Raw genomic sequence first — 19,334 nt, 5'->3', positions numbered from 1 at the left:
GGTTGGCTGATATTCGGTTTGGCGTGAAAGACCCGTTCAATAATTTCATGTTGCCGTTGGTGTCTACCGTTCGCGTTCAGGCATTAACCACATTCTCCCCGTGCAGGCGGCCGCGAGTGTCGACGATCACGGCGGCATGCTGTTGCAGGGCGTTGTAGTCGAAGGCGTCGTGGTCGGTGGCGAGGACGAGACAGTCGTAGTCGGCCATGGTTTCGGCGGTCAGGGTGACTGATTTCAGGTCGAAATGGTAATCCCGTTTGTGCGGGAAGCTGGGTACGTGTGGATCTGCATAGGCGACGATGGCGCCTTTGTCCTGCAGCAGTGACATGATTTCCACTGCGGGTGATTCCCGGGTGTCGTCGATGTTCTTTTTGTAGGCGAGGCCCAGCACGAGGATGCGGCTGCCGTTGATGGCTTTGCTTTTGCTGTTGAGGGCGTCAGCGACTTTCTGCACTACCCAGTGCGGCATGTAGTGGTTTATCTCGCCTGCCAGCTCGATAAACCGAGTGTTGACGCCGTATTCCTTGGCCTTCCAGGTCAGGTAGAACGGGTCAATCGGGATGCAGTGGCCGCCGAGGCCCGGGCCAGGGGTATAGGGCACGAAGCCGAACGGTTTGGTGGCGGCGGCCTTGATGACTTCGTGGATGTCGATGCCCATGCGGTCGGCGACAATTTTCATTTCATTGACCAGGCCGATGTTGACGGCGCGGTGGATATTTTCCAGCAGCTTGGTCATTTCGGCTGCGCGTGTGGTGCTGACGGGCACGAGGCGATCGATGGCTTTTGCATAGAGGGCAGTGCCGAGTTCAAGGCATTGTGGTGTCATGCCGCCAATAACCTTGGGAATCTGCGCGGTGGTGAAGTGCGCGTTGCCCGGGTCTTCACGTTCGGGGGAGTAGACCAGCGCGCAGTCGAGGCCGGGGGTGAAGCCGCCTTCTGCGAGTCGGGGCGCGAGAAGTTCGTCGGTGGTGCCCGGCCAGGTGGTGCTCTCCAGGCTCATCAGTTGCCCCGCCTTGAAGTAGGGCAGTATGGCGTCGACGGTATTGGTGACGTAGCTGAGGTCGGGCTGATGGTGGCTGTCCAGCGGGGTCGGGACGCAGATGATCTGGGCGTCGACCTCGCGGGTGAGGGCAAAGTCGGTAGTGGCGACGAATCCAGCGGCCCTGGCGCGCTCGATTTCGCTGGCCGTTATGCGCTCGATGTAACTTTGGCCGCTATTGAGACTGGTGACCTTGGCAGGGTCGATATCAAAGCCGATGACCCGAATGCCAACCTCGGCAAAGCGCAGGGCCAGTGGCAGGCCGACGTAGCCCAGCCCGTAGATGCCAACGACGCACTGGCCTGACTGAATGCGGCTGAGTAGGCCGTCCATTGCGCTACTGGTTTGGGGGGAGGTGGGCATTCTGTGAGCGGTCCCTGTTCTCGGATATTAGGTGGCGATGATTGCAAATGCCCGAAGTGCGGGCAAGGCTGATGTGCGGCGCTGTGCTGTCGGTCACTGGCCGGTTGGCAGCAAGCCCCGCAGCACTATCTCCCCTTTTTGCCACAACATCCATTCACCCGACTGATATGCCTCCCATTGCTCATTGCTGGTCAGGGGTTCGGTGGCGATGACGGTGACGATGTCGTTGGCGGTGGTGTGCTGCTTGAAGTCGACCTCCAGTTCCAGGTCGCTGAGCTGTGCCGGGCCGAAGGGCGCGCGGCGGGTGATCCAGTGGAGTTTACTGGTGCAGAGGGTGAACAGCCATTCGCCGTTGCTGAGCATCAGGTTGCACACCCCGAGCGGCAGGAGTGGGGCGCAGCATTCGCTTAGGGTTTGAGTCAGTTCATCCAGTCTGGGCGGGGCGCTGTAGCGGCTTGCCAGGGTGTTGAGCAGGTGGCAGAAGATACGCTCGCTGTCGGTATCGCCTACGGCGCTATAGGGGCCGGCGGCGGGATGAAAACCGGCAAGCTGGCCGTTGTGGGCGAAGGCCCAGTAGTGGCCCCATAGTTCGCGGGTGAATGGGTGGGTATTGGCGAGGCTGACGCCACCGACGTTGGCCTGCCGGATGTGGCAGATGACGTTTTCGGACTTGATCGGGTATTGCTCAATCAGTCGGGCAATGGCAGAGCTGTGACAGGGGGAGGCGTCGTGGAAGCAGCGCAGGCCCTTGCCTTCGTAGAAGGCAACGCCCCAGCCGTCCTTGTGCGGCCCGATTTCACCACCGCGGCGCATCAGGCCGGCAAAGCTGAAGCAGATGTCGGTGGGTACATTGGCGCTCATGCCGAGCAGCTCACACATATGCTGGCTCCTGATGGTGTTGGTAGGTGGTGATGATAGCGCGGGGCGGATGTGAAACGAAAACGATCGGCGCGCGGCTGGTGATGCTTGCCGAATCCAGCAGTTCCTGTGAGCCTACGCTGGGCGTTGCCTGGCAGGCAACGAAGTCTGCTGCCGTTAAGTCCAACCCGCTGGGGCAATAATCAGGCGGGCGTCGTTATTTGAGGGGCACAGCTGGGTGACGGGGTTTCGCTTGATGGCTTTCGAACGATTCCAGCATGGCGGCCGCCAAGAGGCTGTTTGCCGCCGCGAGTTTAACCCTGGTTTTGCAGCGAGATGAGCATCAATGTCGGGACGGTGCCTACATTCTTGGTGTGGTAAGGCTGGCAAGGGAATGGGGCTGCCTTCCAAGCGGCCCCAGACAGGACGCTATTTGCCTTGTGTTTTCATGATCATCCCTGTTTCCGGCCTGATTAGCCCGTTCAGGGTATCCAGGTAGGCCTGCTTCATTGCCTCGCCGCCTTCGACGGTTCTTATCTCCATCCAGCTCCCGACTGACGCAGCCAAGGGTGACCAAAGCGTGGCAAAGCGGCCCATCAACTGGACTGTGCCGATGTCCTTGCTGCGCTGCGCCCAGTAGCCGGGGGCGAAAAACACCTCCGGTCTGGCACCGGGAAGGTTTTTCTCGCTCTGCCGCTGATCCCAATGCGCAGCGCCTACCAATGCACTGTATTTCAGTTTCTCTTGCAGCCGCTGATGGACCGCAGCGAGCACTGCGCCGTTGCCAGCAAAGTCGATCAGCACGCTTGGAGTGTCGGCGTTCAGCTCATCCAGTTGGTCATAGGTGATGGTTTGGTCATAGTAGCCAAGGCCAGTGACGAAGCCAGCGTTGGCTGCCGAGGTCAGCGCAACGATCTGCAGCGGTTTGCCGCCTCGGCTTGAGCGCTGGTGGTTGAGCATGAAGGCCAGGCCAAGGGCGGTCTTGCTGGAGGCGCTGGTAAGAATGATCTGCCGGGCGCCGAAATAGTCGTTTTCGTTAAGAAAGTCATCCAGCAGAAATGACGTTAGCAACAACGGCCGCAGCAGCATCTGCAGCGCTTCCAGTTCCGGGCGATAGGCAGGGTCGGCGGCGGTGAACTGATACTGGTTGTAGGCCAGAGCAAGGTGGCTGCGATGGCTGGCGATGTCGGTGAAGCTGCTGGCGGTAATGTCGCCCGGTTGTACACGCAGTTGCTCGGCCATCGGCAGGTAGCCGTACACCCGGGCGCCTTCCTTGATAGCGGGGTGGCGGCTGGCGCTGACATCGGCGAAGCCCCAGACCGGTACCTGGCCCCAGAAGGCCTCGGCCGGGAAGAAGTCCCAGTAGCCGAATCGGTCGCCCAGCGTTGCGTAGGTAATGTTGTTTGCAGTGAACGCGAAGTGGTCAATGTCCAGCAGCACCTCGCCGTCCTGCAGGTCCTGCTCTTGCAGTCTGGGCACCTCCTGCAGCGTGCACTCGTGGATGTTGCCTTTGTTAACCAGCAGGCGGGTGCAAGTGGTGGTCATGGTCTGGTCCCCAGGCTGTGATGTCAGAGGCTAGCTTGCCGTGATTGCACCGCGCTGTCAGCGTTCAATCATTGTTCAAATGCCGCCTGATAAGAGGGCACGATTGGAGTGGTTGCCGATGTCCTGCACTGCAATGAACACTTTTGTGTTTTGCCTCATTCCTTATTTTTTCTTGCTTCCCTTTTGAATGGATGCGTCTGGCGCGCGGGTCTCAAGATTATTGGGATATGACGGCAGGGAAATGGCTGTATTTTCCTGTGACTTATTGGTCATAAAATTGCATTATCCTGTTTTGAATCAATTAAAATCGCTTTCTTTTTGCATATAAAATCGGGGCGATTTTACTTTTTGATTCGTCTGTTGGTGCTCCGGATCAAGGCCTGACTTGTGAAGTACGTGGCGCATACACCCAATCGGTATGAGGACCTCTACCATGAAACAGCTGACCCCGATGGACTCCCACTTCTTCTATTTCGAGGCGCCGAACCAGCCGATGATGATCGGTAGCCTCTGGCTGTGTGATCAGAGCACGGCGCCGGGTGGATTGGTGCGGCACAAGGATATTCTTCAGTACGTTTCGGATCGCTTGAATACAACGTCTTACTTTCGTCGCCGACTGGAAACCGCTCCTTTCCAGCTTGACGACCCTTACTGGCTGGATGACGAGAACTTCGATCTGGAGTATCACGTGCGTCATGTTGGTCTGCCGCAGCCTGGCGACTGGCGGCAACTCTGCATCTTCACCGCACGGACCATGTCGCGCAGTGTCGATATGGAACGCGCGCCGTGGGAGATCTACATTATTGAAGGCGTGAACAACGTACCGGGCATTCCTCCGAACAGCTTTGCGGTGCTGATTCGATTCCACCACGCCTACGTTGATGGCAAGGCCAGTCTTGAGCTGACCACCGCGATGATGGAAGAGACAGCCGACCACGAATATGGGCGGCGTGATCGGGTTGAAGTGGCCGAGCGTGCGCCGACCCGGCTGGAAATGTGGTCGCGCACCACACCGCGGATGATGGGGCAGGCCTGGCGCAGCATGCGCGCCGGGCTGACCGCCGGGCGAAAAGGGGTGGAGCTGGTCAGACGTCTGCGTGCCGAGGCCAAGCCGGAGCAGCGCCGGGTACCGCGCACCATCTTCAATGTGCAGATCTCACCACATCGTTCGTACGGTGCGCTGACCTGGAACATTCCTGAACTCAAGCGTATGCGTCAGCTATGCCCAGGGGCCACGCTGAACGACGTGGTTATTGCCATCATTGCCGGAGGCATGCGCCGCTATCTATCGCACCACAACCAACTGCCTGCCAACGAATCGCTGGTATCGATGTGCCCGGTGTCGGTCCGGCCTAACGAAGCGGTGAAGGATTGTGGCAATCTGATTTCGGCGATGTTTATCGGCATCGGAACCGATATTGACGATGCCCACGAGCGTCTCTCGGCGGTGCGTCGCCGAACCGCGCGGGGCGTGCCGCTGGCCCGCGACGTTCTGTGTGATCTCAACAACGCGGTCGGAGATATGGTGCCGCCTTACGTTCGTGCGCTGGGCGCGTGGATTCAGAACAAGTCCAAACTGGTTAGTGCGGTGCCGTTGGTGAACACTCTGATTACCAATGTGCCCGGGATTCCCGGTCTGCTGCCCCGCTATTTTGCCGGGGCCCGCATCGTCAATGTGTTTCCGCTGGCGCCGGTCAGCGACGGGATGGCTATCAGCCACTGCCTGACCGGTATCTACGATGATCTCAATGTCGGTGTACTGGCGGACCGCAACATTGTCTCCGACATGGACTTCTACATCAGCTGCATTCAGGCCTCCACCGAAGAATACCGCGCGTTGTTGGCCGACCTGGAAAAAACTGCAGCCGCTGCGGCTCCCGGGCGCATCGAGGCACCGCGGCCGGCGACCAACGATGAGGCAACGACAGAAAAAACGGCCGAAAAGGCTGCGCCAGTGGCAGCCGGTGCGCGGAAGAAGGCCGCAGCCAAGACAGCTGAACCCGCCGCTGCTGAAGGGAAGCAAGCCAAGTCCGCTGGCGCTGCCTGACGCTGCAACGTAACTATTGGTAAGGCGCCTGTGGGCGCCATGGGAGTTGAATATGGTAGCCAATCTCTTTCAGCGTGGCAGAAGCAAGGCGCTGCTGCAGTCGATGGAAAAGGCAGAAAGCTACGAGCAGTGGAGCGAGCTGGCTGCAGCCTGGGATCACGAGGAAGGGCTGGACGAGTGGAAGCAGGATGACGCCTGCGAAAGCTACGACTACCGTTCAATTCGTCAGCGCCTGGACGTGTTGCGGGATTTGCGCTTTCGCAAGGATTATCATCAGTTGCTGTTCGTACTCAACGAGGGTGTTCATGGCAACCTGGGCGGCATGGGCAAGCCGTCGCTATATAACAAGGCGCGGCTGGGAACGAAAAACCTCATCACCCGTTATATCGATGAGTTGTGTGGTGCACTGAACGACCTGAACGAGGTGGACGACAACGTCATTTCGCTGGCCGAGAAGCAGGATTTCTTTCTGCGTGCCAGCCATTGCAATGGTCGGACCGCCTTGATGCTGAGTGGTGGCGCGGTGCTCGGCTTCTTCCACGCCGGGGTTTTGAAGGCGCTGTTCGAGCAGGGTTTGCTGCCGGAGATCATTTCGGGCAGCAGCGCGGGTTCGATTCTCGCTGCAACGGCGTGCACCCACGTTGATGAGGAGTTGCGCGAGCGTCTTGCCATCGACAATCTGCATCACGAGATCGAAGAAACCAGTGCCATTCGCCCGTCGCTCAGCCTGTTCGGTGGCGGTCGGGCGATGGATGCTGACAACCTGCGTGATTACCTCAGCAAGATCATCCCGGATTTGACCTTCCAGGAGGCCTTTGAGCTGACCGGCCGCAAGCTCAATATTACGGTCACCGGGCTCTCTACCCAGCAGGCGCCGCGGCTGCTCAATGCTATTACTTCACCCAACGTGCTGATTCGCACCGCCGTCATGGCGTCGTGTGCGATCTACGGTGTCTACCCGCCGGTGACGCTGATGTGTCGCAACGCGGCAGGCGAGACGGTGCCTTATCTGCCCGGCATGAAGTGGATCGACGGTTCATTCGCCGATGACCTGCCGGCCAAGCGCCTGGCGCGGCTGTATGGCGTCAACCATTTCATTTCCAGCATGACCAATCCGGCGGCGCTGGCCATTACCCCGGACCCTGATGCGCCGCGCAGTCGTTTGCGTAATCTGGCGCACTTCCAGGCGCGCTTCCTCAAACTGGGCGCAGCCGAGGCCATGCGTTTCAGTCGCGACAATATCCGTATCAAGTCTCCGGTAATCAGTTTGATGCAGCATCTGACCTATGGGGTATTGGCACAGGAATACACCGCGGACATCAACATCTTCCTGCGTAACCGCTGGGATCATCCGCTGCGCTTGCTGGCGCCGCCGAGCCGCGAGGCTATGCACCGGCTGATTCATGAGGGCGAACGCTCGACCTGGGAGAAGATCGAGATGGTGCGCAACTGCACGGCAGTCAGCCGTACGCTGGACCATATCCTGCACACCCGTGAATGGGAGAAGTAGCGGCTGCAGGTTTCAGAAACGAAGTCTGATCCGGTCGGGTGTGTGAAGGAGGGGGCAGACGAGCAGCTCATTGCCCCTTCCGTGTTGCGCGTCGGGCAGTGGGCCCCTGCCTGCGCCATGGCCTCGGTGCCTTTTCATTCGCCCTGGCAATGCGCACAATGCTCACATTGCCCAGCCACGAATTGAAACACCATGACACCTGACGAAATGCCGCTGACTGGCCGCCGTATTGCCCTGCCGGAGAGCCGCGAACTCGACTTGTTTGCCGATATGCTGACCAAGCGCGGGGCTGAGGTAGTGCGCTGCCCGCTGGTCTCAATCCACGATGCGCCGGATCCGCAGCCGGTGCTGGCCTGGATGCGCGAGCTGATTGCCAATCCCTTTGATCAATTGATCTTGCTGACCGGCGAAGGGTTGCGTCGGATGCTGGCGCTGGCTGCGCGTCAGGGCGGTAGCCTGCATGATGAATTTGTTGCAGCGCTGGGGGCGACCCCCAAACTGACCCGCGGGCCAAAGCCGGGGGCTGCGCTGCGCAAGGCAGGCTTGCGCCCGGATCGGGTTGCGGTTGCGCCGACCACTGAAGGCGTGATCGAAACGCTGAAAGGCCAGAACTTGAAGGGTCTGCGCATTGGCGTTCAACTTTACGGAACTGATCCGAATCGGCGACTGGTCGACTTTTTGACCGATGCGGGCGCCAGCGTCAGCACGGTTGCGCCTTATATCTATGCGGACGATGTCGAGGATGCGCAGGTTGATCAACTGATTGACACCCTGCTGGCGATCGACGTCGATGCGATTGCCTTTACCAGTGCTACCCAGGTACGGCGCCTGCTGCAGATTGCCCGGCGGCGGGAACAGGGCGAACCCGCACTGTTGGCCGCGCTGGCGCAGATCAAGGTGGCGGCGGTCGGCCCGGTGGTCGCTGATGAGCTGCGTGCTCGCGGTATCCAGGTCGACCTGATGCCGGAAAGCAGCTTCTTTATGAAGCCACTGGTGCGTGAGCTGGTGAAGGTGCTGGGCTGACCGCGCCGGCCATGGCGGGCCAATGGTCTTTCCACGGCTGTGCCGTTTCCAGCTGGGTAGCCAACTGCAGTAACAGTGCTTCACCGCCGCTGGGGGCACAGAATTGAACGCCGAGGGGCAGGCCGTCGGCGGTCCAGTGCAGCGGCACACTCATGGCGGGTGTGCCGGTCAGGTTGGCCAACTGGGTGAAGGGCACGTAGGTCAGGTTATCTAGCGCCATGCCTTCAATCATCGTGTCCAGCCAGCCGCGTCTGGCCATGAATGACAGCAGTCCGCTGTCGAGCATCAGGCGCAGAATTTGCTGTTGTCTGCTTGGTAGTTCGGCCTGTTCGTGACGGATTGGCGGGTGCGCCAGCGTCGGTGTCAGATACAGGTCGTAGCGCTGGTAGAAGGTGCCCAGCGCTTGGCCGAACTGGTTCCAGTCGCGATGACGACTGACGTATTCGCCGCTGCTCTGGGCTCGACCGAGCGCCGCAAGGATTCGGGTCAGCAGCTCAAACTCACCCTCGCTTGCACCCATATCCCGAGCTTGCTGCAGGGTGGCGGCTACCTGACCGAAATACAGACTGAGGTAGCTGCGAGCGAGTGCATGGCCATCGTACTCGGGCTGAGCTTCCTCTACGTCGTGGCCCAGTGAGTGCAGCAGTGCGATAGTACGTTGCACTGCTTCGATGGCCTCGGGGTGAACGGGCCGGTCTACCGGAGAGCGGGTGCTAAAACCGATGCGCAGCCTGCCCGGCTCACGTTTGGCCAAGGTGCGGAAGTCCTGCTCCGGGGCCGCAATGATAAATGGATCGCCCGGGTTGCCGCCGGCCATCAGGTCCAACGAAAGTGCGGCGTCACGCACGCTGCGTGAGAGCACCAGATCGCTTGAGGCACCTTCCCATATCTCGGCATAGGCAGGCCCTGGAGAGACGCGACCGCGACTTGGGCGCAGACCGAACAGGCCGCAGCAGGCAGCGGGGATGCGGATCGAACCGCCGCCGTCGTTGGCACCGGCCAGCGGTACCAGACCTGCTGCCACTGCGGCTGCCGAGCCGCCGCTGGAGCCGCCCGGAGTGTGTTCGGGGTTCCACGGGTTGCGAGTCAGGCCGAACGCCTTGGGGTCGGTGACCCCTTTTAGGGCGAGTTCCGGGGTGTTGGTCTTGCCGATAATCACGGCACCGGCATCAAGCAGGCGGCGGACAATGTGGGAGTGCTGGGTGGCCGGTAGCCGATTGAACGCCTGATTACCGTTGCTGGTAGGCAGTCCGGCGTAGTCCTGTACCGCGTCCTTGATAAGAATGGGGACGCCGGCCAGCGGGCCACTCAGCGGCTGTTTGATGCGTTCGCGGGCGATGTCGTACATCGGCCGACAGATGGCGTTGATCGACGGATTGAGTTGCTCGCAGCGACTGATAGCGATATCCAACAACTCTGTTGCGCTGGTGTCGCCCTGACTGACCATGTTAGCCAGGCCGGTGGCGTCGTTGTTGAGGTACTGCTGCTGATCGATCGGCATCGCACGTCCCTGTTCTTGTTGTTTTGAGCTTTTGCTCTATTTAAGCCCGAAGCCGGCGACTGGCGTCAAGTCGGGGCACCTCGACACTTGTCAGCAGATGTTGGCGGGGCAACAATGCAGCCTTGTCTGAATCCGCGAGCCCAAGGAAGCTGGATGACCAACGAATCCGCAGCGCTACGTCTTACCCCGGACCAACTCACCGCCCCCATCGATCTCGACAGTCTTGGCTTTACCACCACCGATGACCTTGAACCTTTCCGCGGCATTCTTGGCCAGGAACGCGCCGTAGAGGCACTGCAATTCGGCGTGGCAATGCATCGCCCAGGGTATAACGTGTTTGTCATGGGCGATCCCGGAACCGGCCGCTTCTCCTACGTGCAGCGCTATCTGCGTACCGAGGCCAAGCGCCAGATCACGCCGCAGGACTATGTCTACGTCAACAATTTCGATGATCCGCGAGAGCCCTGGGTGATCAGCCTGACGCCGGGCTCGGCGGGTGAGCTGATCGAAACCATCGACCGCTTTATCGACAACCTGCTGGCGACCTTTCCGGCGGTCTTTGAGCATCCCGCCTATCAGCAGAAAAAGAGCGCCATTGATCGCGCCTTCAACCAGCGTTATGACCGCGCGCTGGATTCGGTTGAGCGCCGAGCCCACGATAAGAGCATTGCTCTGTACCGTGATTCACAGAACATCGCCTTTACGCCAATGAAAGAGGGTAAGGCGCTGGACGAGGCCGATTTCGCCCAGTTGCCGGAGGAAGAGCGCGAACGCTTCCACAGCGATATCTCGGAGCTGGAAGAGGTGCTCAATCAGGAACTGGCGAGTTTGCCGCAGTGGAAGCGCGAGTCCAGCAACCAGTTGCGCGAGCTTAATGAGGAAACCATCACCGAGGCACTGCAGCCGTTGTTGGAACCGCTGCTGGAGCAGTACAGCGGGAATCAGGCGATCTGCGACTATCTGCAGGCGATGCGTCAGAATCTGTTGAAAACCGTGATCGATCAGTTGGTTGAGGAGCGTCAGCTGGAGGCGCGACCGGACGCTTTCAAGAAGCAGCTATTGATAGAGCAGTACAGTCCAAGTCTGGTCGTTGGTCACCATACAAATGGCGGCGCGCCGGTGGTGCACGAACCGCACCCGTCTTATGACAACCTGTTCGGCCGGATCGAGTATACGCCGGAGCAGGGCGCCTTGATCACCAGCTACCGGCATATCCGCTCAGGCGCCTTGCATCGTGCCAACGGCGGCTTTCTGCTGCTGGAAGCAGAAAAACTGCTGGGTGAGCCCTTCGTCTGGGATGCACTCAAGCGTGCGCTGCACTCGCGTCAGCTGAAGATGGAATCACCCTGGGCCGATATGGGCCGGCTGGCAACGGTCAGCCTGACGCCGCAGGTCATTCCGCTGGATGTGAAGGTGGTGATCATCGGCTCACGCCAAGTTTATTATGCGCTGCAGGATCTGGATCCGGACTTTCAGGAGATGTTCCGCGTACTGGTCGACTTTGATGAAGACCTCGCGCGCACGCCAGAAAGCATTGAGGGAATGGCGCAGTTGTTGAAGACCCGGACCTCGGAAGAAGGGCTGGCGCCGCTCACGGCAGCTGCTGTCGCCCGGGTGCTGACCTACAGTACCCGATTGGCCGAGCACCAGAAGCGCTTGTCGGCGCGCATCAGCGACATCTTCCAGTTGGTCGCTGAAGCAGATTTTACCCGCCAGCTGGCCGGCGACCCGGTTACGGATACGGCGCATATTGAACGCGCGCTGCGCGCCAAGGAAACTCGCACAGGGCGAGTCAGTGCGCGTATTCACGAAGATATGCTGTCGGGCGTGATTCTGATCGACACCGATGGCGCTGCGGTGGGCAAGTGTAACGGTCTGACCGTGCTGGAAGTTGGTGACTCGGTGTTTGGTCTGCCGGCGCGAATCAGCGCCACCGTCTACCCTGGCGGCAGTGGCATTGTCGATATCGAACGTGAGGTAAACCTCGGCCAACCGATCCACTCCAAGGGCGTGATGATTCTGACGGGTTTCCTGGGCAGCCGATATGCTCAGAAGCATCCGCTGGAGATCTCGGCCAGTATCGCGCTGGAGCAGTCCTACGGCTATGTCGATGGTGACAGTGCCTCGCTCGGCGAGGTCTGTACGCTGATTTCCGCATTGTCACGCACACCACTCAAGCAGTGCTTTGCGATTACCGGTTCGATCAACCAGTTTGGTGAAGTGCAGGCGGTCGGCGGGGTCAATGAGAAGATCGAAGGATTCTTCCGCCTGTGCCAGGCCCGTGGTCTGACCGGAGCGCAGGGGGTTATCATTCCGCGCTCCAATGTGCCGAACCTGATGCTTGGTGAAGAAGTGTTGCAGGCCGTGCGGGCAGGCCAGTTCTCGGTCTACGGCGTATCGCGAGTTGATGAGGCGCTGGCGCTGCTCGCCGGAGAGCCGGCGGGCGATATGAATGACGAGGGCGACTTCGCCGAAGGCAGCATCAACGCGCGGGTGGTCGCACGGTTGGCCGAGATTGCCGAGCGTGACCGCGAAGAAGAGGAGGCCGACACCGAGTCGGCTGACGACGCCCAAGGCTGAGCCGTGCGCCATTCCCGTTGGCGCCTTGAAACATAAGCGCCAACGGCATCTGTCTACAGGGTTATCCACAGGTCTTGCTGCGACACACTGTCGCAAATAGGCGGTGGATAACACAATAAGGTCTTGACTGTAGCCGCTGTATCTGACCTTTCAGCAATCTTGCCTGCTTCTGGAAGGTGCATGGTTGCTGGTCTGCAGGCGAAGTGATGGCACATCGTAAGCAATCTTGGCAACTGAGCAAAATTTGTGCGGAGCGCATGAGCGCCCGTGCTGACAGGGTCGCAGTGAGTTATCAGTTCACTGCTCACAGAGTTATCCACAGTTACTGTGAACAATCGCTGTGCCCCAAAACTGAGTCTATGTAAATTGAGGTAATGCGCTTCATGGAACGCCTTCTGGAAAACATGATGTATTCGGCGCGCTGGATTCTGGCGCCCATTTATTTCGGTCTGTCTCTGGCGCTGCTGGCGCTGGCGGTGAAGTTCTTTCAGGAGCTGATTCATCTGGCGCCGCACTTGCTTGAGACCAAGGAAGCTGACTTGATTCTGGTCGTGCTGTCGCTGGTCGACATGGCGCTGGTAGGCGGGCTGCTGGTGATGGTGATGATTTCGGGCTACGAGAACTTCGTGTCTCAGCTCGATATCGACGAGGGCAAGGAAAAGCTCAGCTGGCTGGGCAAGATGGACTCGGGCTCGCTGAAGATGAAGGTGGCCGCTTCTATTGTGGCGATCTCATCTATTCACCTGCTCAAGGTGTTTATGAATGCGGTCAATATCGATAACGACAAGCTCATGTGGTACGTGCTGATCCACCTGACCTTCGTTGTCTCGGCCTTCGCCATGGGACTGCTGGACAAGCTCGCCAAGGACAAGCGCCACGCTGATTGACAGCGTTGTACATTTCGGTTGGATTTTGCGTTGTGATGTATAGTCTCTGTATAAGTTTTTGGAGGCGTACGCATGACTCTGGAACAATTGCAGTTGGCCGCAGAGCAGGGACGTCTGCAGCGCCTGGCGCTACTTTCGCACGAAGGCAGTCTCTATCTGGTTGAGATCCAGGTGGATGGTCAGCGTGCGTTGCTGCACGGCGATGGTCTACCAGTACCCCGGCACTTTCGCTCTCTTGAGGACGTGCGCCGGGCTCTGGCCGATGTGCCCTGGCCGACGATTGAGCTGGTTCATCTGAATGTGGCTGATGAGGCTGGTGCCACCGGCCCGGTAGCCGGGTCGGCGGATGCGGCCGCTATGCGCCTTACTGTGCCATTGCACCCATGAGTGTGCGCAACCTGATTCTGCTGCTGGGTGATCAGCTCGACCCCGCGATCAGCAGTCTCGCTGGTGCTGATCCGGTCAGCGACCACATTCTCCTGATCGAAGCGGATGAAGAGGGACGCTACGTGCCCCACCATCCGCAGAAGATTGTCTTCATTCTTTCTGCCATGCGGCATTTCGCCGAGAACCTGCGTTCAAGGGGATTCTCTGTTGTCTACATTCGCCTGGACGACCCGGCCAATACGGGTTCGCTGGACGGCGAATTGGCGCGCGCACGCGCTCGGTTGGCCCCTGAGCGCATTCTGCTGACCGAGCCGGGTGAATGGCGGTTGCTTGAGCGCTTTCGTCAGCGTCAGGACGACTGGCCCGAGCTGGAGCTATGTCCGGATACGCGTTTTTTCTGCAGCAGTGAACGCTTCGCTCGCTGGGCAGAGGGGCGCAAGCAGTTGCGCATGGAGTATTTCTATCGAGAAATGCGCCGGGAAAGCGGGCTGCTGATGACGGCTGAGGGACAGCCTGAAGGGGGGAGCTGGAACTACGATGAGGACAATCGCAAACCGCTGCCAACGGGGCATGCGGTACCGGACCAACCGCATTTCCCTGCGGACGCGATTACCCAGGCGGTGTGTGCATTGGTGGCAACGCGCTTTACCGACCACTACGGCGCTCTCGACGGTTTTGACTACCCGGTAACCCATGCCGAAGCAGAGCAACTCTGGCAGTGCTTTCGCCGTCAGGCGCTGGCACAGTTTGGTGATTTTCAGGACGCCATGGCGGTCGACCAGCGCTGGCTGTTTCATGCGCGCATTGCCGCGGCGCTGAATATCGGCCTGCTGGACCCGCGCCGGGTCTGCCTGGATGTGCAGGCAGACTGGCAGGCCGGGGTGATTCCATTGAATGCCGCCGAGGGGTTTATTCGCCAGATACTCGGCTGGCGTGAGTATGTGCGCGGCATCTACTGGCTGATGATGCCGGACTATGCCGAGCGCAACACGTTCGGCAATCAACGTGCGTTACCCGAGTTCTACTGGACTGGTCAGACCCGCATGCGCTGCATGCAGCAGGCCATTGGTCAGACCCTTGAGCATGCCTATGCACACCACATCCAGCGGCTGATGGTGACGGGCAACTTCGCCTTGTTGGCGGGCATTGAACCAAAGCAGATCTGCGACTGGTATCTGGCGGTGTATATGGATGCCTTTGACTGGGTCGAGCTGCCCAATACGTTGGGCATGGTGATGCATGCCGATGGCGGCTTTCTTGGCTCCAAGCCCTATTGTGCCAGTGGTCAGTACATCAAGCGAATGTCCAACTATTGCAGCGGGTGTAGCTACAAGGTGAGCGAGCAGACGGGCGCTAGGGCGTGCCCGTTCAATGCACTGTATTGGCATTTCATCATGCGTCATCGCGATCAGCTCAGCAGCAACCCGCGCATGGGGCTGGTGTACCGCAATCTGCAGCGCATGCCGGAGGCGAAGCAGCAGGCGCTTTGGGACTGGGGTGAGCATCTGTTGGTTCGGTTGGACGCTGGCGAGGCGTTATGAGGCGCAAGGGCGATTTGCCGCAGAAGGTCTGCGCGGTCTGTGGTCGCCCCTTCAGCTGGCGGCGCAAATGGGCCGCATGCTGGGATGAGGTGCGTTACTGCTCGGAACGCTGCCGACGAACGCGCCGCAACTGATGCTCAGCTGGCGGCTAGCACCACGAACTTGGGCGCCGCGGCCACTTGCTCAACCGTGCCAACGTAGCGCTTCAGCGTCTGGGGATAGCCCAGATGGCGATTGCCGACGATCAGCAGCTGGCCGCCCGGCGCCAGTGCGTGGCGGCTCTGGCGAAACAGCCGTCGGGCGATCTGGTCGCCGACCACCTGTTGCTGGTGGAACGGCGGGTTGCAGAGGATCAGGTCTGCGCAGCCAGCTTCGGCCTCGCTCAGCCCGTCGCTGACGATAAAGCACGCGCTGCGTCCGGGGAAGGCGGCGCGGAAGTTGTTTTGTGCCGACGCCACCGCCGCCCATGACTCGTCGACGAAGGTCAGTTGCACATCTGGATTGCGCTGGGCAGCCATCAAGCCGAGCGCGCCATTGCCACAGCCCAGGTCGATCACGCGAGCGTTGCCTTGGTCGGCCGGAATGCAGGGCAGTAGCACGCGGGTGCCGATATCCAGTTTCTCGCGGGAGAATACGCCGGGGCGGTTGCTCAGCTGCAGCGAAGTCCCTTCCAGTGGGTAGCTGCTGGTCAGGTCGGCAATTCGTGGTTGCAGCGCTGGATCATGCCGGCACTGCAACAGGCGCGCCTTTTTCCAGCCAAGCGAGGCCTGATATGGGCCGATGTGTGCTGCCAGCAGGTCACCAGCGCTGGGTGGCAGATGTTTGATCATGCTGCCGCCCAGCAGCAATGCATTGTCCGCGAGTTGCGGACGCAGGCGCTGCAGTTGGTCTTGCAGCAGGCTGAGACTCTTCGGAATGCGCAGCAGCACCTGTTGGTACTGGCCGTCTGGGGTTTGCGTGCTGTTAAAGAAGCGCACGTTGGCTGGGTCGAGGCCGTTTACAGCGAGGTTGTCCTGCAGGGCACGCCAGCTCATCCACGAATCACCCCAGCTGTGCACCTCAATATTTGCCGATGCCAGCGCGGTGGCGAGGGTGCCGAAGCTGTCGTTGATGATCAACACCGGCTGGTTGCTCGCGGGTTCCTCCTGAAGGCGTTGCAGCAGGTACAGGTCGGCCGCGTCGAAGGCCTGCAGGGAGGCATCGCGGGAAGCGGGGTAGCGCTGTAATTGCAGCGTGCCGTAGGACGTATCGCAGGAAAGCATGGTGGGCCAGAGCGGTTGAAAGTGCCGCGCAGTATAGCATCGCGCGGTACTGTGACAGCGAGGTGCCGCGCGATTTAGAGTAGGGCTCAGCCTTGCTTCTGCTCCTTGAGCAGGTCACGGATCTCGCCGAGCAGGACTTCTTCTTTCGAGGGGGCAGGTGGAGCCGCAGGCGCAGCGTCTTCTTTCTTCTTCATGCTGTTCATGACTTTTACGGCAATGAAAACTGCGTTGGCGATGATCATGAAGTCGACCACGCTCTGAATAAACAGGCCGTAACTAGTGGCCACTTCAGTCGCCTCACCTTCAGCTTCCTTCAGCACAATAGACAGGTCGGTACAGTTCACGCCTCTAATCAACACACCCAACGGTGGCATGACCACATTTATTGACGAAGGAGGAAACGACCTTGCCGAAAGCGGCGCCAATAATGCTACCCACGGCCATGTCGACAACATTACCGCGCATGGCAAAAGCCTTGAATTCATCCAGTAATTTCATTGCGTATTTACCGAATGGCGCCGACATGGCGTGAGCTGGTCATAGCGCCGCGTTCATGCCAGACCAACTATTTCAACTCTTCATCCAGTGCTTCACAGAGAATACGCAGGGCCTGGATTCGGGCATGCCGTTTGTCCTCTGCGGGAATAAGATGCCAGGGGGCCGAACGGGTAGAGGTGTGCTCGACCATGTCGTTCATTGCCTGAACGTAGGCGGGCCAGCGCTTGCGGTTGCGCCAATCCTCGTCCGTCAGTTTGTAGCGCTTGACCGGGGATTGCTCGCGGTCCTTGAAACGCTTGAGCTGCTCCTCTTCGGTGATAGCCAGCCAGAACTTGATTAACAGGGTGCCGCTGTCAGTCAGTTGCTGTTCGAAGTCGTTGATTTCGGCGTATGCGCGCTGCCATTCGGCGTCGGCGGCGAAGCCTTCGACACGTTCTACCAGCACCCGGCCGTAGTAACTGCGATCAAACACAACGACGTTGCCCGGCGCGGGAATGCGGCGCCAGAAGCGCCACAGATAGGGCATGCGCCGTTCTTCATCGCTGGGTGCTCTGGTGCCGTGTACGCGCAGGATACGCGGGTCAAGGCACTGGGTGATGCGACGGATGGTGCCACCCTTGCCAGCGGCATCGCTACCTTCAAAGACCAGCATCAGGCTGCGTCGGGCAAAGCGCGGGTGCTGTATCAAATCGCGCAGGCGGTTTTGCCAGTGTTCCAACTGCTGCTGGTAATCGTCTTTGGACAGTTGCAGGCTGTAATCCAGCTGGGCGAGGTAGTCGCGCTGGGCCGGTTGCCAGCCGTAGATCGGTCGCGGTTTGGGTGTATTTTTGAGGCGTTCGCGCATGGCTTCCAGCACGATCTGACCAATGCGCTGATCGCGTTCATGCGGGTCCGCTGCCGGAACCCGTATCCAGGGCGACTCGTTGCTGGAGGTTAGCTCGGTCATCAGGCGGGCGCTCTCGCGGACCTTCTCGTAGTCTGCCGCACTGAAGTCGCCCCACTCGCGCATCGCCACCGTTTGCCTGAGCAGGCTTGGGTCAATGCGCTGGCGTGCGCCGCGTTCGTCATCGGTCAGATGCAGCCAGACTTTCACCAAGATGATGCCCTCGTCGTTGAGCATCCGTTCGAAATGCAGGATTTCCTGCATCTGTGCGGTAAAACGGTTGATGCTGATCTGCCCGCGGCTCAGTTTCATCAGTGGCTGGTGATACCAGGAACCTAGATAAAATCCCAGCTCGCCGGTGGGTGGTAGGGTGCGCCAGTAACGCCACATGCGTGGCATGCGCTTGTCGACCCCTTTTGGCAGGCCAAAGGCCCGGGTGTTGAGATAGCGGTTATCGAGCCATTCATAGAAGCTGTGAATGACCTCGGCCTTGCCGGCGAAGTCATTCCCGCTGATCAGTACCAGCACCGAGCCGCGTTCAAGGGTGCGGAGTTCAAACTGGGTTTCAAGCAGCTCTTCGCGCAGCGCTTCACGTTCGGCTTTGCGTTTCTTGTTTGTATCCTTGCTGTTACTCATCGGCGATGGCGGTCCAGTTGATATCGGGTACATGCTCAAAGGCGGGGCGGGCCAACAGGTAGCCCTGGATCAGATAGATGCCGATAGAGCGCAGGAAGGCTAGCTCCTCGGAGGTTTCTACTCCTTCGGCGATGACCTCGATGTTCAGGGTTTGGCAGACGCCCAGAATGCCACGCACGATGGCCTGGCGCACCGGGTCGCGATCAATGTTACGCAGTAGCGCCATATCCAGCTTGATGATGTCTGGCTGAAATTCCGCCAACAGGTTCAGCCCGGAGTAGCCTGCACCAAAGTCATCAATTGCTGTCTTGAACCCCCGGCGGGTGTATTCGCCGAGAATGCTCTTGAGGTGAGCGTGGTCGGTAACCTGTTCCCCTTCTGTCACCTCGAACAGCAGCCGCTCCGGCGGAAAATTGTGGCGCTTGGCTGCTTCCAGGGTGGCCCTGATACAGGTTGCCGGCTCGTAGACGGCGTTGGGCAGGAAATTGATGCTGACATAGCCGGGTATGTCCAGGCGCGCTGCCAGCTCAACCGCCTTGACCCGACAGGCCTGATCAAATTGATACCGGTTCTCGTCTGTCACCTGTGCCAGAATGGCGGCCGCGCCACTGCCGTCAGTACCTCGCACCAGCGCCTCGCAGGCGAAGATCTCGCGACTGCGCACGTCGATGATGGGCTGAAACGCCATGCTGAACTCAAAATCGAGCGGGGGGCGGTCGGTGCAGGCCCGGCAGGGCGGCGGTGTTTGTGGCTCGGTGGTCATTTTTTGGATCC

At 59.7% G+C, this 19,334-nt stretch carries 15 protein-coding genes and 1 pseudogene; 8 read left to right on the top strand and 8 right to left on the bottom strand.

All coding sequences use genetic code 11. The features are described 5' to 3' along the window. Window positions 1–76 precede the first annotated feature (76 nt). The 3 genes from ACKPCU_RS17075 to ACKPCU_RS17065 all read right to left on the bottom strand — a co-directional run bounded on the left by ACKPCU_RS17075 (window position 77) and on the right by ACKPCU_RS17065 (window position 3,805). The gene (locus ACKPCU_RS17075; RefSeq protein WP_407651771.1) at window positions 77–1,402 is read right to left on the bottom strand and encodes a nucleotide sugar dehydrogenase; all 1,326 of its coding nucleotides are present in this window, start codon (window positions 1,400–1,402) and stop codon (window positions 77–79) included. Window positions 1,403–1,495: 93 nt separating this feature from the next. Next, window positions 1,496–2,281: a class II glutamine amidotransferase gene (locus ACKPCU_RS17070; RefSeq protein ID WP_321348557.1), complete on the bottom strand. Its 786-nt coding sequence runs from the start codon at window positions 2,279–2,281 to the stop codon at window positions 1,496–1,498. Window positions 2,282–2,689: 408 nt separating this feature from the next. Then, window positions 2,690–3,805: a DUF2855 family protein gene (locus tag ACKPCU_RS17065; RefSeq protein ID WP_321348555.1), complete on the bottom strand. Its 1,116-nt coding sequence runs from the start codon at window positions 3,803–3,805 to the stop codon at window positions 2,690–2,692. Window positions 3,806–4,238: 433 nt separating this feature from the next. Between ACKPCU_RS17065 and ACKPCU_RS17060 the strand changes: the two genes are divergently transcribed. From ACKPCU_RS17060 to ACKPCU_RS17050, 3 genes are all read left to right on the top strand, one after another. Continuing rightward, complete coding sequence (locus ACKPCU_RS17060) at window positions 4,239–5,852, top strand: wax ester/triacylglycerol synthase family O-acyltransferase (RefSeq protein ID WP_321348553.1); 1,614 nt, start codon at window positions 4,239–4,241, stop codon at window positions 5,850–5,852. Window positions 5,853–5,904: 52 nt separating this feature from the next. Continuing rightward, window positions 5,905–7,362 (top strand): DUF3336 domain-containing protein, encoded by a 1,458-nt coding sequence (locus tag ACKPCU_RS17055; RefSeq protein WP_104737381.1) that lies wholly within the window; start codon window positions 5,905–5,907, stop codon window positions 7,360–7,362. Window positions 7,363–7,554: 192 nt separating this feature from the next. Next, a complete protein-coding gene (locus ACKPCU_RS17050) occupies window positions 7,555–8,385 on the top strand; it encodes a uroporphyrinogen-III synthase (RefSeq protein ID WP_321348550.1) in 831 nt (276 codons plus the stop codon). Here the strand turns inward: ACKPCU_RS17050 and ACKPCU_RS17045 are convergent. After that, window positions 8,342–9,886, bottom strand: a complete 1,545-nt coding sequence (locus tag ACKPCU_RS17045) for an amidase (protein WP_321348548.1) — start codon at window positions 9,884–9,886, stop codon at window positions 8,342–8,344. The genes ACKPCU_RS17050 and ACKPCU_RS17045 overlap by 44 nt on opposite strands. A 153-nt stretch (window positions 9,887–10,039) precedes the next feature. Between ACKPCU_RS17045 and ACKPCU_RS17040 the strand changes: the two genes are divergently transcribed. The 5 genes from ACKPCU_RS17040 (at window position 10,040) to ACKPCU_RS17020 (ending at window position 15,415) form a co-directional block, all read left to right on the top strand. Beyond that, entirely contained in the window at window positions 10,040–12,466 is a 2,427-nt protein-coding gene (locus tag ACKPCU_RS17040; RefSeq protein WP_321348546.1) for a Lon protease family protein, read from the top strand. Between the two features lie 383 nt (window positions 12,467–12,849). After that, window positions 12,850–13,353 (top strand): TIGR00645 family protein, encoded by a 504-nt coding sequence (locus ACKPCU_RS17035; protein ID WP_104737490.1) that lies wholly within the window; start codon window positions 12,850–12,852, stop codon window positions 13,351–13,353. A 72-nt stretch (window positions 13,354–13,425) separates the two neighbouring features. Beyond that, window positions 13,426–13,740 carry a DUF6482 family protein gene (locus tag ACKPCU_RS17030; RefSeq protein WP_321348542.1) on the top strand — a complete coding sequence of 105 codons (315 nt, stop codon included), beginning with the start codon at window positions 13,426–13,428 and terminating at the stop codon, window positions 13,738–13,740. Beyond that, window positions 13,737–15,281: a cryptochrome/photolyase family protein gene (locus ACKPCU_RS17025; protein WP_321348539.1), complete on the top strand. Its 1,545-nt coding sequence runs from the start codon at window positions 13,737–13,739 to the stop codon at window positions 15,279–15,281. The genes ACKPCU_RS17030 and ACKPCU_RS17025 overlap by 4 nt, the downstream gene beginning before the upstream one ends. After that, a complete protein-coding gene (locus ACKPCU_RS17020) occupies window positions 15,278–15,415 on the top strand; it encodes a DUF2256 domain-containing protein (protein WP_407651770.1) in 138 nt (45 codons plus the stop codon). The genes ACKPCU_RS17025 and ACKPCU_RS17020 overlap by 4 nt, the downstream gene beginning before the upstream one ends. A gap of 3 nt (window positions 15,416–15,418) precedes the next feature. Here the strand turns inward: ACKPCU_RS17020 and ACKPCU_RS17015 are convergent, their stop codons facing one another. From ACKPCU_RS17015 to ACKPCU_RS17000, 4 genes and pseudogenes are all read right to left on the bottom strand, one after another. After that, window positions 15,419–16,543 (bottom strand): methyltransferase, encoded by a 1,125-nt coding sequence (locus ACKPCU_RS17015; RefSeq protein ID WP_321348537.1) that lies wholly within the window; start codon window positions 16,541–16,543, stop codon window positions 15,419–15,421. A gap of 86 nt (window positions 16,544–16,629) precedes the next feature. Next, window positions 16,630–17,041: pseudogene (gene mscL, locus ACKPCU_RS17010) on the bottom strand (large-conductance mechanosensitive channel protein MscL). Between the two features lie 67 nt (window positions 17,042–17,108). Continuing rightward, window positions 17,109–18,560 (bottom strand): polyphosphate:AMP phosphotransferase, encoded by a 1,452-nt coding sequence (pap, locus tag ACKPCU_RS17005; RefSeq protein WP_321348536.1) that lies wholly within the window; start codon window positions 18,558–18,560, stop codon window positions 17,109–17,111. Then, window positions 18,553–19,323: an EAL domain-containing protein gene (locus ACKPCU_RS17000; RefSeq protein WP_211287074.1), complete on the bottom strand. Its 771-nt coding sequence runs from the start codon at window positions 19,321–19,323 to the stop codon at window positions 18,553–18,555. Before ACKPCU_RS17000 ends, pap begins: the two co-directional genes overlap by 8 nt. Window positions 19,324–19,334 lie beyond the last annotated feature (11 nt).

It is taken from the genome of Halopseudomonas oceani, assembly GCF_963677335.1.
Lineage (GTDB): Bacteria > Pseudomonadota > Gammaproteobacteria > Pseudomonadales > Pseudomonadaceae > Halopseudomonas > Halopseudomonas oceani.
Note: the sequence above shows the minus strand (reverse complement) of the source record. Positions and strands in the feature narration are given on the sequence as shown.